The sequence below is a fragment of the Mycobacteroides sp. CBMA 271 genome (assembly GCF_009729205.1).
Lineage (GTDB): Bacteria > Actinomycetota > Actinomycetes > Mycobacteriales > Mycobacteriaceae > Mycobacterium.
Window position 1 is genome coordinate 105,422 of sequence record NZ_VTHB01000008.1, and the last position, 14,297, is coordinate 119,718.

General features: G+C 63.8%; 15 protein-coding genes. 6 read left to right on the top strand and 9 right to left on the bottom strand.

Annotated features, from left to right (window positions below; all coding sequences use genetic code 11):
- Positions 1–44: 44 nt before the first annotated feature.
- The 5 genes from rlmB to FZI91_RS20520 are packed head-to-tail and all read right to left on the bottom strand — an operon-like array spanning position 45 to position 4,065.
- Entirely contained in the window at positions 45–992 is a 948-nt protein-coding gene (gene rlmB, locus FZI91_RS20500; RefSeq protein ID WP_155940966.1) for a 23S rRNA (guanosine(2251)-2'-O)-methyltransferase RlmB, read from the bottom strand.
- A 2-nt stretch (positions 993–994) separates the two neighbouring features.
- Positions 995–2,404 carry a cysteine--tRNA ligase gene (gene cysS, locus FZI91_RS20505; RefSeq protein WP_162525898.1) on the bottom strand — a complete coding sequence of 470 codons (1,410 nt, stop codon included), beginning with the start codon at positions 2,402–2,404 and terminating at the stop codon, positions 995–997.
- A gap of 11 nt (positions 2,405–2,415) precedes the next feature.
- Entirely contained in the window at positions 2,416–2,922 is a 507-nt protein-coding gene (gene ispF, locus FZI91_RS20510) for a 2-C-methyl-D-erythritol 2,4-cyclodiphosphate synthase (RefSeq protein ID WP_155940968.1), read from the bottom strand.
- Positions 2,919–3,587: a 2-C-methyl-D-erythritol 4-phosphate cytidylyltransferase gene (ispD, locus tag FZI91_RS20515; RefSeq protein WP_155941169.1), complete on the bottom strand. Its 669-nt coding sequence runs from the start codon at positions 3,585–3,587 to the stop codon at positions 2,919–2,921. Before ispD ends, ispF begins: the two co-directional genes overlap by 4 nt.
- Positions 3,577–4,065 carry a CarD family transcriptional regulator gene (locus FZI91_RS20520; protein ID WP_155940969.1) on the bottom strand — a complete coding sequence of 163 codons (489 nt, stop codon included), beginning with the start codon at positions 4,063–4,065 and terminating at the stop codon, positions 3,577–3,579. Before FZI91_RS20520 ends, ispD begins: the two co-directional genes overlap by 11 nt.
- A gap of 435 nt (positions 4,066–4,500) precedes the next feature.
- On the opposite strand from FZI91_RS20520, the gene FZI91_RS20525 reads away from it, so the two are divergent.
- The 3 genes from FZI91_RS20525 to FZI91_RS20535 all read left to right on the top strand — a co-directional run bounded on the left by FZI91_RS20525 (position 4,501) and on the right by FZI91_RS20535 (position 6,176).
- Complete coding sequence (locus tag FZI91_RS20525) at positions 4,501–5,187, top strand: hypothetical protein (protein WP_162525897.1); 687 nt, start codon at positions 4,501–4,503, stop codon at positions 5,185–5,187.
- A 76-nt stretch (positions 5,188–5,263) separates the two neighbouring features.
- Positions 5,264–5,728, top strand: a complete 465-nt coding sequence (locus FZI91_RS20530; RefSeq protein ID WP_155940971.1) for an MmpS family transport accessory protein — start codon at positions 5,264–5,266, stop codon at positions 5,726–5,728.
- Positions 5,729–5,810: 82 nt separating this feature from the next.
- Entirely contained in the window at positions 5,811–6,176 is a 366-nt protein-coding gene (locus tag FZI91_RS20535; protein ID WP_162525896.1) for an MmpS family transport accessory protein, read from the top strand.
- An 11-nt stretch (positions 6,177–6,187) separates the two neighbouring features.
- Here FZI91_RS20535 and FZI91_RS20540 read toward each other — a convergent pair whose 3' ends face one another.
- Both FZI91_RS20540 and FZI91_RS20545 read right to left on the bottom strand, forming a co-directional pair.
- Positions 6,188–7,282 carry an acyl-CoA desaturase gene (locus tag FZI91_RS20540; protein ID WP_239001717.1) on the bottom strand — a complete coding sequence of 365 codons (1,095 nt, stop codon included), beginning with the start codon at positions 7,280–7,282 and terminating at the stop codon, positions 6,188–6,190.
- Positions 7,283–7,454: 172 nt separating this feature from the next.
- Positions 7,455–8,570, bottom strand: a complete 1,116-nt coding sequence (locus FZI91_RS20545) for a ferredoxin reductase (protein WP_155940973.1) — start codon at positions 8,568–8,570, stop codon at positions 7,455–7,457.
- A gap of 296 nt (positions 8,571–8,866) precedes the next feature.
- Between FZI91_RS20545 and radA the strand changes: the two genes are divergently transcribed.
- A complete protein-coding gene (gene radA, locus FZI91_RS20550) occupies positions 8,867–10,309 on the top strand; it encodes a DNA repair protein RadA (protein ID WP_162525895.1) in 1,443 nt (480 codons plus the stop codon).
- Here the strand turns inward: radA and FZI91_RS20555 are convergent, their stop codons facing one another.
- Positions 10,310–11,047: a FadR/GntR family transcriptional regulator gene (locus FZI91_RS20555; RefSeq protein WP_155940974.1), complete on the bottom strand. Its 738-nt coding sequence runs from the start codon at positions 11,045–11,047 to the stop codon at positions 10,310–10,312.
- Between the two features lie 43 nt (positions 11,048–11,090).
- Between FZI91_RS20555 and FZI91_RS20560 the strand changes: the two genes are divergently transcribed.
- Both FZI91_RS20560 and FZI91_RS20565 read left to right on the top strand, forming a co-directional pair.
- Positions 11,091–12,584 (top strand): carotenoid oxygenase family protein, encoded by a 1,494-nt coding sequence (locus FZI91_RS20560; protein WP_203448804.1) that lies wholly within the window; start codon positions 11,091–11,093, stop codon positions 12,582–12,584.
- On the top strand, positions 12,581–13,735 hold the full coding sequence (locus FZI91_RS20565) for an acyl-CoA dehydrogenase family protein (RefSeq protein ID WP_155940975.1): 1,155 nt from the start codon (positions 12,581–12,583) through the stop codon (positions 13,733–13,735). The genes FZI91_RS20560 and FZI91_RS20565 overlap by 4 nt, the downstream gene beginning before the upstream one ends.
- Positions 13,736–13,753: 18 nt before the next feature.
- Here FZI91_RS20565 and FZI91_RS20570 read toward each other — a convergent pair whose 3' ends face one another.
- A complete protein-coding gene (locus tag FZI91_RS20570; RefSeq protein WP_155940976.1) occupies positions 13,754–14,269 on the bottom strand; it encodes a PaaI family thioesterase in 516 nt (171 codons plus the stop codon).
- Between the last annotated feature and the right edge of the window lie 28 nt (positions 14,270–14,297).

Here is a 14,297-nt window from a genome sequence, read left to right on the forward strand (position 1 = left end):
CCAAACAGCCATTTTCTGTACACAGTTGCCTTCTCGGCGGAAGGTCAGCGCCTTTGGCGCGCGATCTCCGCGAGCACCACACCCGCCGCCACCGAGGCGTTCAGGGATTCGACCGGCCCGGCCATTGGAATCGACACCACGGCATCGCAGGTCTTGCGGACCAGCTGGGACAACCCCTTACCCTCAGAGCCCACGACGACGACGATGTCGCCGGCGCCAGCAAGATCGTCAAGCTCGGTGTCACCGCCGGCATCAAGTCCGACGATGGTCAGACCCTTCTCCTGCCAATCCTTCAGTGTGCGTGTCAGATTCGTGGCACGCGCGATTGGTAGCCGCGCCGCCGCGCCCGCACTGGTGCGCCACGCGACAGCGGTCACCGATGCGCTGCGGCGCTGCGGAATGACCACACCATGCCCACCAAAGGCGGCCACGGAACGCACGATGGCCCCCAGGTTGCGCGGGTCGGAGATGTTGTCGAGCGCCACCAGCAGCGCCGGCTGCGCTTCAGCACGCGCGCGCGCCAGCAGATCGTCGGGATGCGCGTACTTGTACGGCGGAACCTGCAGCGCGAGCCCTTGATGCAATCCGTTGGTGCTCATGCGGTCCAGGTCGTGGCGCGGCACCTCCAGGATCGCGATCCCGGCATCGGCGGCAAGAGCCACCGACTCGGTCAATCGCTCATCGTTATCGGCGCCGACGGCCACGTACAAAGCCGTTGCCGGCACCCCGGTGCGCAGGCATTCCAGCACCGGATTGCGGCCCAGCACCATCTCGGACTCATCGCCCTGCTTGAACCGACGCTGCTTCGCATCGGCGACTTTTCGTTGAACCGCAGCACGTTTGGCCGCAGGATGCTTTGTCCGCTGGTCGGCAGGCGGTGTCGCGCCCTTACCTTCCAGACCGCGCCGGCGCACACCGCCGGAACCGACGGTGGGCCCCTTCTTGGTGCCCGGTTTACGTATCGCGCCGCGGCGCTGAGAATTGCCTGCCATTGCTACTCTTCATCGCTATTCGTAAGGGACCATTGTGGGCCATCGGCGGTGTCGGTGATCTCCAGACCGGCCCGCTTGAGCCGGTCCCGAATTTCGTCGGCCAGCGCCCAATCCTTCTCTGCCCGTGCCGTTCCACGCCGCTCCAACTCGGCGGTCACCAGCACGTCGACGGCATTCAACGCTGCCGACGTCTCATCGCGGGTCTCCCAGCGCTCGTTGAGCGGATCGCAACCGAGGATCGCCATCATCGCGCGGACACTCGACGCCGCGGACATCGCGCCCTCGTGGTCTCCGGCATCCAGCGCCCGATTTCCGTCGGCACGGGCCGAATGCACCTCGGCAAGCGCGATCGGCACCGCGAGGTCGTCGTCCAGGGCGGCGGCGAAGGCGGGAGTCCAGGTGCCCACCGGTACCTCACCCACCCGGATGCGCACCCGATGCAGGAAATCCTCGATGCCGCAGTATGCCTTCACCGCGTCGGCGAGCGCGGTCTCGGAGTATTCGAGCATCGAACGGTAATGCGCGCTGCCCAGGTAGTAGCGCAGTTCAACGGCCCGAACACGTTGCAGCACAGCCGGGATGGACAGCACATTGCCCAGCGACTTGCTCATCTTCTCGCCGCCCATGGTGACCCAGCCGTTGTGCAGCCAGTACCGGGCAAATCCGTCGCCGGCAGCGCGACCCTGCGCGATCTCGTTCTCGTGATGCGGGAACACCAGATCCATTCCGCCCGCGTGGATATCGAACTCAGGTCCCAGATACGCCTCGCACATCGCGACGCACTCGGTATGCCAACCCGGACGACCTGGACCCCACGGGGTGGGCCAGGACGGCTCACCGGGCTTGGCGCCCTTCCACATCGTGAAGTCCCGCGGATCACGCTTCCCGGTCGCGACGCCCTCACCCTGGTGCACGTCGTCAATCCTGTGTCCGGACAGTTGCCCGTACTCGGGGTAGCTCAGCACATCGAAGTAGACGTCGCCATTGCTGGCGTAGGCGTGCCCAGTATCGATTAGACGGTCGATCAACTCGATCATCTGAGTGATATGCCCCGTCGCACGCGGCGATACCGATGGCGGCAGCACCCCGAGGGCGTCGTACGCCGCGTCGAAGGCGCGCTCGTAGGTCGCAGCCCACTCCCACCAAGGTCGTCCGGCGTCCGCAGCCTTGTTCAGGATCTTGTCGTCGATATCGGTGACATTGCGGACGAACAGGACGTCGTAGGCGCGGGCGGTGAGCCAGCGGCGCAGTACGTCGAAGGCAACCCCGCTGCGCACATGACCGATATGAGGCAGACCCTGCACGGTTGCCCCGCACAGGTAGATGGAGACCGACCCGGGCCGCAGGGGTACAAAGTCACGCACGGCACCCGCGTGGGTGTCGTAAAGCCGAAGCGGAGCGTGACCGGTCACGACCAGCGAGCTTACCGCGCTGATACCAGTGCCGTTGCCACTGCCGCGAGGCCCTCGCCCCGCCCGGTCAGGCCCAGCCCGTCGGTTGTGGTTGCCGATACCGATACTGGCGCCCCGAGGATTGATGACAGCGCTGCCTCGGCCTCGATACGGCGCGGGCCGATCTTCGGCCGATTACCGATGACCTGCACCGCGGCATTGCCGATCCGGAAGCCATTGTCGTGCAGCAACTCCCGCACATGGGTCAGCATCTTCGCCCCGCTGACACCGGACCACTGCGGCTGGCCCGTGCCGAATACCGCGCCCACATCGCCCAGCCCGGCCGCCGACAGCAGCGCGTCACACAGTGCGTGGGCGGCGACGTCGCCGTCCGAATGCCCCTCGCAGCCGTCGGCGTCGGGAAACATCAACCCGAGCAGCCAGCACGGTCTACCGGCGGCGATGGGATGCACATCGGTGCCGATGCCCACGCGAATGGATGAGCCGCTTGCGCGAAGACCATCAGGCTCGTCTGTCATTCCGTCTCTCCCAGTATGGATGAGGCCAAGATTAGGTCGAAGGCGGTCGTGATTTTGAACGCCATCCGGTCTCCTTCCACCACGTGGACCGACTCTCCGAGCTGCTCGACGAGCGCCGCATCGTCCGTGGCAACGTCACCCGCGGCGGCATAAGCCCGCCTGAGGACGTCGGCGGCGAATCCCTGCGGGGTTTGTACCGCACGCAGGACTGCTCGGTCCGGCGTCTCCTTCACATTCCCGTCGGCATCGATCTCTTTGATGGTGTCCGCCACCGGGAGAGCGGGGACGACCGCCGTGCGCCCACCGTGCAGTTCTGCCACGATGCGGGCGATCATGTCTGGAGGGGTCAACGGACGCGCGGCGTCGTGCACCAGAATCCAATCCGCCGCATCCACAGCGGCGAGGCCGGCCCGCACAGAGTCGGTACGTTCGGAGCCTCCGGGCACAACGGAGGCCACTGCCCCAACCAAGGACACCGCCTGGTCCACGCAGTCGGCGCCGACGACAACAACCACGTCGTCGACCACCTGTGACGCGCGCAAACCCGCCACGCAATGCTCGAGGAGCGTGCGCCCCGCCAGCGTGACGAAGGCTTTTGGAAAATCTGCACCCAGCCGCACACCGAGACCGGCGGCCGGAACTATCGCTGCCGTCCTACGAGGCAGCTGCCAGCACCTCGTCGAGAAGCATGTCGGCCCTGTCAGCGTTGGTGTTCTCAGCAAGCGCGAGCTCACCAACCAGGATCTGGCGAGCCTTGGCCAGCATGCGCTTCTCGCCCGCGGACAGACCGCGCTCCTGCTCGCGACGCCACAGGTCACGCACAACCTCGGCGACCTTCTTCACGTCGCCGGAAGCCAGCTTCTCCTGATTGGCCTTGAATCGACGGGACCAGTTGGTCGGCTCTTCGGTGTGCGGTGCACGCAGCACCTGGAACACCGTGTCCAGACCTTCGCGTCCCACGACGTCACGGACGCCGACGTATTCGGCGTTGTCTGCGGGCACGCGCACCGTCAGATCGCCCTGGGAAACCTTGAGGACGAGATACTCTTTTTGCTCGCCTTTAATCGTTCGGGTCTCGATTGCTTCGATCAGTGCTGCACCGTGATGTGGATAGACAACGGTGTCTCCGACCTTAAATATCATCTTGTTTCGTGCCCCTTTCGATACCCAATTCTAACACGTGGTAACTCGGCGTGCCCACCAACAGCGCAGGTCAGGGGCACTGCACGTGAACCACCGGGGTTGACAGGGTGACGTTTTCGTGCTTCCAGCACCCTTTTTGGACCGTGGCGAGATCTCTCCATCGGATCCATAAACCGGCCCCCACAAGCGGTAATCCAGGTCACATCGACTCCCCGGTGGCGGACTGGGCCACCGAATTCGCCTGCCTTCGCACACGCTGGGGGTACGCCCGCTTCGGGGGCGTCATCCCACTGCCCCGGTGTTTTCGTCCGCGCGGGGCACCTACTACTGTCTATAGGAGATATCGGCCGCAGGTGGATTTCGGATGGTGTTGGAGCTTCTTCGCCCAAGAGGCTCATCGTCGTCCGGAGCCGCTTTCGAATCAGGGAGATGCCTGTGTTTCGCACTCGGTCCACGCTCAGCACCGCTCGCGTAGCGACGCTTCTCGGTGCCACGGTCCTCGCGACCGCTCTCGCCGGTTGCGGCGCCGGACAGATATCGCAGACCGCGAACCAGTCTTCGGCGATCAATGGCGGCAGCGCCAACCTCGGCAAGCTGGCCCTGCGCAATGTCCACCTGGTCGGCAGCCCGGATCCGGTTAAGCAGCGCGCCGGCCAGAAGGTCGAGTTGGTTCTGGTCATCGCGAATGAATCCGTGGAGATCAACGACAAGCTGACCTCCGTCACCTCCCCGGACGACATCGGCACCGTGACACTCAGCGGCGACAGCGACATCCCGGCCACCGGTCGCCTGTTCGTCGGAGCCGCTGAGGGCCAGGAGCCCACCCACGAGGTCAAGATCGAGGCCCCCACCGAGCCGGCGACGCCCGCGACTCCCCCGGCGACGGAAACCCCAGCCCAGGCACCGGAACCCAAGCCGCAGGCCGCATCCGACCCACTGATCAAGCACAGCAAGGCACAACTGCAGCTCAAGAAGGACCTGGCCGACGGCCTGACCTACCGGTTCACTTTCAAGTTCGAGAAGGCCGGAGAGGTCACCGTGACGGTGCCGATCGACGCCGGTCCGAGCGAACCCCGCCAACACACCGAAAACGGTGGCGGCCATGAGGGCGGCGGACACTAACACAATTACGTAGCGAGGGCCCGGGACGGCGATCTGCCGACCCGGGCCTTTGCATTCCACGTGCTAGCTTGCGGCCATGAAATGGCTGTTCACCAGCGCGTCGGCGGTCGCTGTGTTTGTGCTGATCGGCGCGGCGCTCACCGCGCCCAGCGCGCACGCGGCAACCCACACGGTGACTTACAGGGTGTGGGCGGAGTACGGCCCGCTCGTCGCGGCAACCATCGGCTACAACGAGGCCGACGGCTCTCGCCACGGCGCGGTGAATCCGCAGCTGCCCTGGGGCAAGGACATCACGTGGACCGATAACACCAAGCACCCCGTCATCAACGTCACCGGCTACAACACCGGCGATGGCCCCCGCATCTACTGCCAGATTCTGGTCGACGGCCAGGTGGTCGACGAGGACGACCGCGTGGAGCTCGCCACCTGCAGCTACGCCACCGACGGCCTGCCGCGCGAACACTGCCAACGCGGTAACTCCGGTTCCATCGTCGGCATATTGACAGAGGTGGACGGCGACCCCTGCACCCGTCCACGCTGATCTGGGCGGGCCTGACGATTCGGGCCATTTGCCCACCGTCTCCGTGATAACTTCCGCGCAAAGCCTGAACCGGGAGGTCACCGTGAAGAAAGCGCTGGCGGCGGTAGCAGCAGCGGTTGCTGTTGGTGGTCTGGTGCTGCCCGGGACCGCGCAGGCCGCTCCTCCCAAGGTGACGTACCTGGTGTGGGCGTCCGGCAAGACACCCGAGGCCGGCACCATCAGCTACGGCGATTACGCCGGAACACCCCAGGCCGTCAGAGACGTCAAGTTGCCATGGTCGGTAACGGTGGCCTGGCCGTACAAGGACACCGCGAAGCAGGTGACGGCCATCTGGGGCTCGGGCCACATCTACTGCCGGATTCTGGTGGATGGGCAGACGGTGCTGTCCAACGACGGGGAGAAGACCGTGAACTGTCAGGACCGCATCGTCCCGCTACCCCCTGACTAAGCGCGCCAGGCTCAGACCGCAGCCTGGAACTGACGCCGCACCACCCGCACCGGGAACGTGATGATGTCTGCGACCGTTGCAATCGGCGACTTCTTGAAAAAGTTGTCAGGGAACGAAAGCTTGAAAACCTTTTTGTAGACGCTTCCCAGCTGTTTCGCCATCGAAGCCTCGTGGTAGGCGATGCCGTACTTCTCGCATATCGCGCGGACCTCGACTGCAATCTCCGCATAGCGGTACGCGGGGAGGTCGGGGAACAGGTGGTGCTCGATCTGATAGCTCAGGTTGCCCGACAGAATGTCGATACCCTTCCAACCGGTGAAGTTGGCCGAGCCGAGGATCTGGCGGTAGTACCAGCCGCCGTGGCTCTCGTCCTCGGTCTCTTCGATCGAGAAGGTCTGGACTTCTTCAGGGAAGTGACCGCACCAGATCACCGACGATGCCCACAGGTTGCGGACCAGGTTGGCGACGACGTTTCCAGCGAACGTGAACGGTGCGCCCGGACCCGACAGCAGGGGGAAGATGACGTAGTCCTTGAGCGCCTGCTTGCCGGCCTTCGCGCGGAACCGGGCAAGACCCGCCCGCATCTCAGACCATGACTTCTCGCCCCGGACGAACTTCTCCGTTTCAAGCTCCTGCAGGGCGGTGCCCCATTGGAAGAAGATCTGCAGGGTGGCGCAGAAGACCGGGTTGAGCAGCCAGATCGGGTGCCACGGCTGCTCCTCGGTCATGCGCATGACGCCGTAACCCTCCGCATCGTGGTCTTTGCCGACGATGTTGGTGAAGGTGTGGTGCATGTAGTTGTGCGTGTATAGCCAACTGTCAGCGGCGATGGTGGTGTCCCAGTCGAAGTTTTTCGACGTGAGGGCCGGATCCTGCATCCAGTCGTACTGGCCGTGCATGACGTTGTGCCCGATCTCCATGTTGTCGATGATCTTGGAGAGAGAAAGCGCAACGACTCCTCCCAGCCAGGCCGGCGGGAACCAACCAGCCCACAGCAGTGCGCGGCCGGCAAGTTCGAGCTTCTTCTGCTTGTTCACAATGCCGCGGATGTATTCGGAATCCTTCTCACCGAGGTCGGCGACGATACGCGCACGCAGGTCGTCCATTTCCTCGCCGAACTCTTCGATCTGCTCGGAAGACAGCTTCTTGAGGTCGTTCGGCCTGGCCGGCGGTGCGTAGACAGTCGGCTTCTTCTGGTTCTTCTGCTTGATAGCGGGTGCGAAAGTAGTCATCTTCGGGTCTCCTTCAGGGCAGTGGTGGAGGCTGGCTCGGCGTAGATCAGAGGGCGATGACGACATCGCCGACGGGCTTGTTAATGCAGAGCTTGACGTTGGTGTCACCGTCGCTGCAGAGGTCGCCGTTGAGTACGTTCTGGGTCGTTCCGCTGTCCTTCTTGCGAACACACGTGAAGCAGATACCGATGCGGCAGCCGTACTCCGGGGTCAGGCCCGCGGCCTCGGCCTGCTCGAGGATCGTCTGGCCGTTATTGGCGACCGCCGTGTTCGACTCGGAGAAGGTGAGGTCGCCTTCGGCATCGTCGGTGCTGACGGTGCGAATCGGCGCGGCGAACTGCTCGAGGTGGAGCTTGTCCGAGAGACCCTCGGCATCGAAGATCTCACGGACCGCGTTCATGAGCGGCATCGGGCCGCACAGGTATGTCTCGGCTTCCGCATAGTGGCGGTCGGCGGCGACCAGGTGCTCCTTGCTGAAGTAGCCCTCGAGGTCTCCGTCGGACGCTTCGGTATATGCGCGGATGATCCTGACGCCTTCGTACTTGGCCTTGATCTCATCAATTTCAGCCTGGTAGATCACGTCGTCCTTGGTGAACGCGTAGTGCAGGAAGGTGATCTTTCCGATGTACGCCTTATCGGTGAGGGTGCGCAGCATCGACATCACCGGCGTGATTCCCGAACCACCGCTGATGAGCAGGATGCTTCGCGGATGCGGTAGCGGCAGGTAGAACTCGCCTTGCGCGGCCGAGATCTGTACGACCAAGCCGGGCTTGGCGTTGGCCAGCAGCCAGGGCGAAACAAGGCCGTTCGGGTCTACTTTGACGGTGAGTTCGATCTGGCCGTCACGGCGGAACTGCGAGTTCGCCGGCGAGTAGCAACGGGTGCGACGGATGCCGTCGATCTCAACGGAGAGCTTGACGAACTGTCCGGCCCGGAAGCCCTTCCAGTTGGCATTGGGGCGCAAAGTCAGGGTGACGCTGTCCTTGGTCTTCCGGACGGCGTCGGTCACATCGGCGCGGGTCTCAGTCGTGGACCACAACGGGTCGATCATTTCGAAGTAGCGGTCAACACCGTGCGGAGTTGTAGCCGCCTTGACGAACGACGAGGTCAGTACGCGACGTGCAAGCCGAGAAGAGGTCAAGGCCTGAACATTGAGAGACATACTCGACTCCATTTCGGTTAACAGTTGTACACCGACGACAGTACGACAGGACGCCTTGCACCACAAGCGATACTGCCGTGACGCGCGCAACATTGCGATTCAGCTGCAGTTCAAAAGCGCCTGTTCACAGTGTTTTCACTACAGATGCCGGACGATGCGCCTACGCGACCGATTCACACGATGTCCTTAGAAAGGGTTCACAGTTGTACGTGTATCACGGCGACAGCACGAACCTATGGCCCGTTCCTGGGGGAACCCTGGGCGTGACTGTCACACCCAGGGGCTAACGTCGCGGTGTGGCCAAACCCCGCGCGCAGTACCGCTGTTCGGAATGCCAGCACACCACCGCCAAATGGGTGGGCCGCTGCCCCGATTGCGGCACCTGGGGCAGCGTCGGCGAGACCGCCGTGTTGTCTTCGATCGGCGGGCTCGGGGCCGTCCGAGCGGTGGCCCCGGCCACTGCGGCCGTACCCATCACCAGCATCGCCACCGACACCACCCGGCACCATCCCACCGGCGTCTCCGAGCTCGACAGAGTCCTCGGTGGTGGAGTCATCACCGGCTCGGTGAACCTGCTGGCCGGCGAGCCGGGGGTCGGGAAGTCGACGCTCCTACTGAAGGTTGTCCATCAGTGGGCGGTCTCGGGCGGACGAGCCCTCTACATAAGCGGCGAGGAGTCCGCGGCACAGGTGCGGTTGCGGGCCGAGCGCACCGGCTGCGTTCACGACGAGGTCTATCTGGCGTCCGAATCCGATCTACACAGCGTGCTCGGTCACATCGCAGTCGTCAAACCCACACTGGTGGTTATCGATTCGGTGCAAACCATGTCAACAACCGATGCCGACGGGGTGACCGGCGGCGTCACGCAGGTGCGTGCGGTAACGACGGCGCTGACCATGGCGGCCAAGTCATCCGGGGTCGCGATGGTGTTGGTCGGTCACGTCACCAAGGATGGTGCGATCGCGGGACCACGCTCGCTGGAACATCTGGTCGACGTGGTGCTGCATTTCGAAGGCGATAAGCACACGGCGTTGCGTATGGTGCGCGGGATCAAGAACCGCTTCGGCGCGGCCGACGAGGTCGGATGTTTCCAGTTGCGCGACAAAGGAATCGAGTGCGTCACGGACCCGTCCGGATTGTTCCTGGAGCATCGCGAGAATGCCGCGGCGGGGACTGCGGTGACGGTCACCCTCGACGGCAAGCGCCCGTTACTCGGCGAGGTGCAATCCCTCGTCACGACGTCAACCAACCCGTCGCCGCGACGCGCAGTCAGCGGACTCGACCATGCACGCTCGGCAATGGTTACCGCAGTCCTGGAGCGGCACGGACGGATTCCGTTGGGCAACAACGATATCTACATGGCAACGGTGGGCGGTATGCGAATGACCGACCCGTCCGCGGACTTGGCCATCCTGATGGCGGTGGCCTCGGCCTATACCGACATCGCCCTGCCCTCCAACATGGTGTTCATCGGCGAGGTGGGGCTGGCGGGCGATATCCGGCGCACCGCCGCGGTCGGCAGAAGAATCGCCGAGGCCGCACGGCTGGGGTACACACATGCGGTGATCCCCCCCGAGGGCGACGATCTACACCCTGCCGGGATGCACCTGCTGCGCTGCCCGACGGTGGGCAGGGCCCTCGAAGTGTTGTCCGAGGCGCGCAAGATCGAACCGGAGAAGCGGCCGGGTCTGCGTCTGGCGAGGACCCCTGCGCAGGATCTCGACGAGTTCGGGGACTGACTACCGCCAGGGAACGCTGACGTCTTCCCCGCTCCAGCGAGCCGGAGGGATCATCGGCTCGCCGGACATCCCGGATGCCTCCACATGCCGCAGCGCGGCATCCAGGTGTTGACTCATCCTGCGCTCGGCCAGCCTGCGATCGCCGGCGGCGATCGCCTTGGCCATCTCGCGATGCGACCGCGCGGCCTCCTCACGTTCGAACTGACTGATGCGCTGCTCGGCTGCCGCCCAGCGGACCGCCTGCTCGATTGCCGCGAGAACCGTTGTCAGAATGGCGTTTCCACTCGCCCGCACCACCAGCTCATGGAACTCGTGATACCCCGTACCGTCCGGCGCGATACCTTGTTGTGCCGCCGCAAGGATGGCTGCACGCTCGTCCGCTGAGGCGGATTCGGCCACATGCCCGGTGGCCGACGGTTCCAGCATCTTGCGGAACGCCAGCAGGTCCCCCCACGTGGCCCCCGTGAGCGTGAGCAGCTGAACCAGAGAACGCGCCACCTGCTCGGGCTCCGGATGACAAATACGAACCCCGGTACGCCCCTGCCTGGTCTCGGTGAGCCCCTCGGCCTCCAGCAGCCGCAGCGCCACCCGAACGGTCTCGCGACTGACGCCAAGCTGGTTGATCAGCTCGGCCTCGGGGGGTAACGAATCACCGGGCACGAGATCACCGCTGAGGATCCGGCGCCGCAGCATTCCCGCGATCACATCGGGCGCCTTCGCCGCCATCGGCCTGGTCACGGGCACTAGTCTAACGCCCGCTCACTTAGTATACTAAGTAGCCATGGTGCACATCCCCCCTTCCGCAGTCCTCAACGGAGCGTTCCGACCCATGCGCTTCGAAGCCACCGTCGAAGACTGCGTGACCACATACGGCGAGATCCCCAAGGACCTGTCGGGCGGCTTCTACCGCGTTGGACCAACGTTCAAACGGCCTGGAAGAAGCAGCGTCACAGGACTTCTAGCCATGGACGGCATGGTGCAGGGATTGGTACTGGAGAACGGGCGCGCGGACTTTCGCAATCGGTGGGTCCGAACCCCCAAATATCTCTTCGAAGAAAAGCACCAGCGGGGGATGTTCCAGTGGGCCGACGGCGAATGGAGCGACTGGCGCAATATCGGGTACGGTCCGGTGATTCGCGACGCGGCCACCCAAGGAATCCCGCAGGGCACCAACAACATCAACTGCTTCCCGTTCGGGGAAGAGATCCTGGCCTCCGGCGAACAGGGCAGCCCGCCGGTAGCCCTGGATCCGATCAGCCTGGAAACCCGCGGCGTCGTTCCGTGGTCGCCGCAGCTGGCCCGTGGCATCTTCGACCAAGCCGGTTTCGGAGACGCGGCATTCACAGCACACCCGAAGTGGGACCAAGCCACCGGAACCCTCTACGGATGGTCCTACTCCAACCGACCGCCCTATGCGACAGTGCATGTCGTCCAGCCCGACCACACGGTAATCTCCCGCGAATTGCATGACGCTCCATACAGTTCCGAGGTTCACGATATGTGGTTGACGTCGGACTGGATCGTGCTGCCGTTTCAGGGATTCACCTTCGACCCCGACAGAGTCAGCAACGGACTGTCCGTACAGTCCTGGGATCCAGGATTGCCCATCATGCTGGCGCTCATTCCGCGCAGCGATGTCCAGCATGGCGAAATACGTTGGATCACAGCTGAAATAGAATTCCAGTACATCATGCACACCCTGGCGGCCAACGTCAGCGGCAATACGATAACGCTGGACGCACCCATCTTCGAGCGTCCACCATTCCCTCTCGATATCGACGGCTTCGAGGGTGACGACGTCTCACTGTTCTTCAACTTGGCTCGAAGCACGATGGGTCGGTGGACCGTTGACTTGCAATCCGGTGCAGTGACTTCCGAGATCCTCGATGATCGACCGTGCGAGCTTCCCAAGGTGGACGAACGGTTCTACGGCCGTGGCCATCAGTGGGGGTATCTCATCGGCGGAGACGCCAGAGGCAATGGCATGCGGATGCACAGCCTGATCGTCCGAGACATCGCAAGCGGTGCCGAGCAGGAGTACCGACTCCGGCATGAACGCCCGTCGCTCGTGATGGAACCGACATTTGTACCCCGCACTCCCGATGCCCCCGAGGGCGACGGGTACCTCATGGTGCCGGTTTCCCGATGGACCGAAAACCTGGGCGAATACGTCATTTTCGACACTCATGACATCACCGCCGGCCCCGTATGCCGCATCGAGATTCCGTTCCTACTCGGATTCACCCCGCACGGACACTGGAAGGACTTCCGATGACCACCACCTTCAGCATCTCCGAGGAGAGCGCGCTGCGCGAGTCCGTCCACGGGATCGTCTCGCAGTTCGGGAATGCGTACTTCACACACTGCAGCGAGACCTTGCAGCACCCGACGGAACTCTGGAACGCCCTGGCAGAAGCCGGATTTACCAATGTGAACCTTCCCGAGGAGCACGGCGGAGGCGGTATGGGCCTGACCGCACTCGCCATCGTCGCCGAGGAGTGCGCCGCGGCCGGCTGCCCACAGATCATGCTGATGATCTCACCCGGGATCGTCGGCAGCATGCTTTCCCGGCACGCCACCCATGAACAGAAGCAGCGCTGGCTCGCCCCAATGGCGCAGGGAACAGCCAAGCTTGCCTTCGCGATCACCGAACCCGACGCCGGCTCCAACACCCACAATGTGGCGACAACCGCACGGCGCGAGGGGGATAACTACTACATCAGCGGCCAGAAGACGTTCATCACCGCCGCCGATCAAGCCGATGCGATATTGGTTGTCACCCGCACCGGCACCCTTCCCAACGGGCGGGGCCAACTGTCGACCTTCGTCGTAGACCGCGAGTCGCCCGGCATCTCGATGACCCGCATTCCCATGACCTTTGAGATCACCGATAAATCGTTCACAGTGTTCTTCGACAACGTGGAGGTCACCCCGGATCGGCTCATCGGCACTGAGGGCGGCGGGCTCACGGTGGCCTGGGATGGAATCAACCCCGAACGGGTAATCATCGCCGCCATCTGCAACGGCGTCGCCCGCTATGCGTTGGACAAAGCCGTCGCCTACGCACAGCAGCGACAGGTGTGGAATGTCCCCATCGGTTCACACCAGGGCATCGCACATCCGTTGGCCGAAGCAAAGATCGCGCTGGAATCGGCGCGCCTGATGACCAGGGAGGCGGCGGCTCTTTACGACAGCGGATCCGACGCCGCGGAGGCGAGCACCATGGCAAAATTCCTGGCGGCCGAGGCGGGAACTCGATGTACCGATCAAGCCATCGAGGTACACGGCGGCAGCGGGTTCACCCGGGAGGTGGCGTTGGCCAACATGTACGAATTCGTGCGGTTGTTCAAGACCGTGCCCATTACCCGCGAGCTGATCCTCAACTACGTCGCGCAACACAGTCTCGGGTTACCGCGCTCGTACTAGGCCTCCCACCGCGCGGTTTTACGGACTCATGCCCAATCTTCTTGCGGTGCCCTCGCCGTAATGCTGGTCCGGGTCTATCACCACGAAGATGCCCTGCGAACTCGCCACGAGCTCGTCGTCAATCTTGGCGACGGCGGAGGTGTACAACTTTCGCCCGGCCTTGCCGTGCACGGTGCACGTCAGATCGACCGTCGCCCCAATCGGAATCGGCTTGCGGTAGTCGATCTCCAAATGTGCCGTCACTGCTGCCATTTGGGTCATCATCCCGGTAAACCCTTGTAGCTCATCGAATATCGCGGCCAGCACACCACCGTGGATGACACCGGGTCCACCTTCGAGTTCCGGGCGTACCGCGAATTGGCCCGTGATCCCTACCCCCTCCCCGGCATAGAACCGCACTCCCCACAGGTCCTCTTCCGCGTCCGGCGAGGCGAACCGGCGGGGCCAACCCGCAATGAGCTCGGTGCCTGGAGCCGGAGCTTCCGGACCGCGACTGACCAGCTCAAGCCCCTCGGGCAACGTCCACTGCGACATGACCACGTAATCTAACTGCGGCGACCCG

What these genes read in the sequence shown, in the direction of transcription:
- rlmB (WP_155940966.1), bottom strand. Translation starts at nt 992, where the DNA reads ATGGCAGGCAATTCTCAGCGCCGCGGCGCGATACGTAAACCGGGCACC.
- ispF (WP_155940968.1), bottom strand. Translation starts at nt 2,922, where the DNA reads ATGACAGACGAGCCTGATGGTCTTCGCGCAAGCGGCTCATCCATTCGC.
- FZI91_RS20520 (WP_155940969.1), bottom strand. Translation starts at nt 4,065, where the DNA reads ATGATATTTAAGGTCGGAGACACCGTTGTCTATCCACATCACGGTGCA.
- FZI91_RS20530 (WP_155940971.1), top strand. Translation starts at nt 5,264, where the DNA reads ATGAAATGGCTGTTCACCAGCGCGTCGGCGGTCGCTGTGTTTGTGCTG.
- FZI91_RS20540 (WP_239001717.1), bottom strand. Translation starts at nt 7,282, where the DNA reads ATGGACGACCTGCGTGCGCGTATCGTCGCCGACCTCGGTGAGAAGGAT.
- FZI91_RS20545 (WP_155940973.1), bottom strand. Translation starts at nt 8,570, where the DNA reads ATGTCTCTCAATGTTCAGGCCTTGACCTCTTCTCGGCTTGCACGTCGC.
- FZI91_RS20560 (WP_203448804.1), top strand. Translation starts at nt 11,091, where the DNA reads ATGGTGCACATCCCCCCTTCCGCAGTCCTCAACGGAGCGTTCCGACCC.
- FZI91_RS20565 (WP_155940975.1), top strand. Translation starts at nt 12,581, where the DNA reads ATGACCACCACCTTCAGCATCTCCGAGGAGAGCGCGCTGCGCGAGTCC.
- FZI91_RS20570 (WP_155940976.1), bottom strand. Translation starts at nt 14,269, where the DNA reads ATGTCGCAGTGGACGTTGCCCGAGGGGCTTGAGCTGGTCAGTCGCGGT.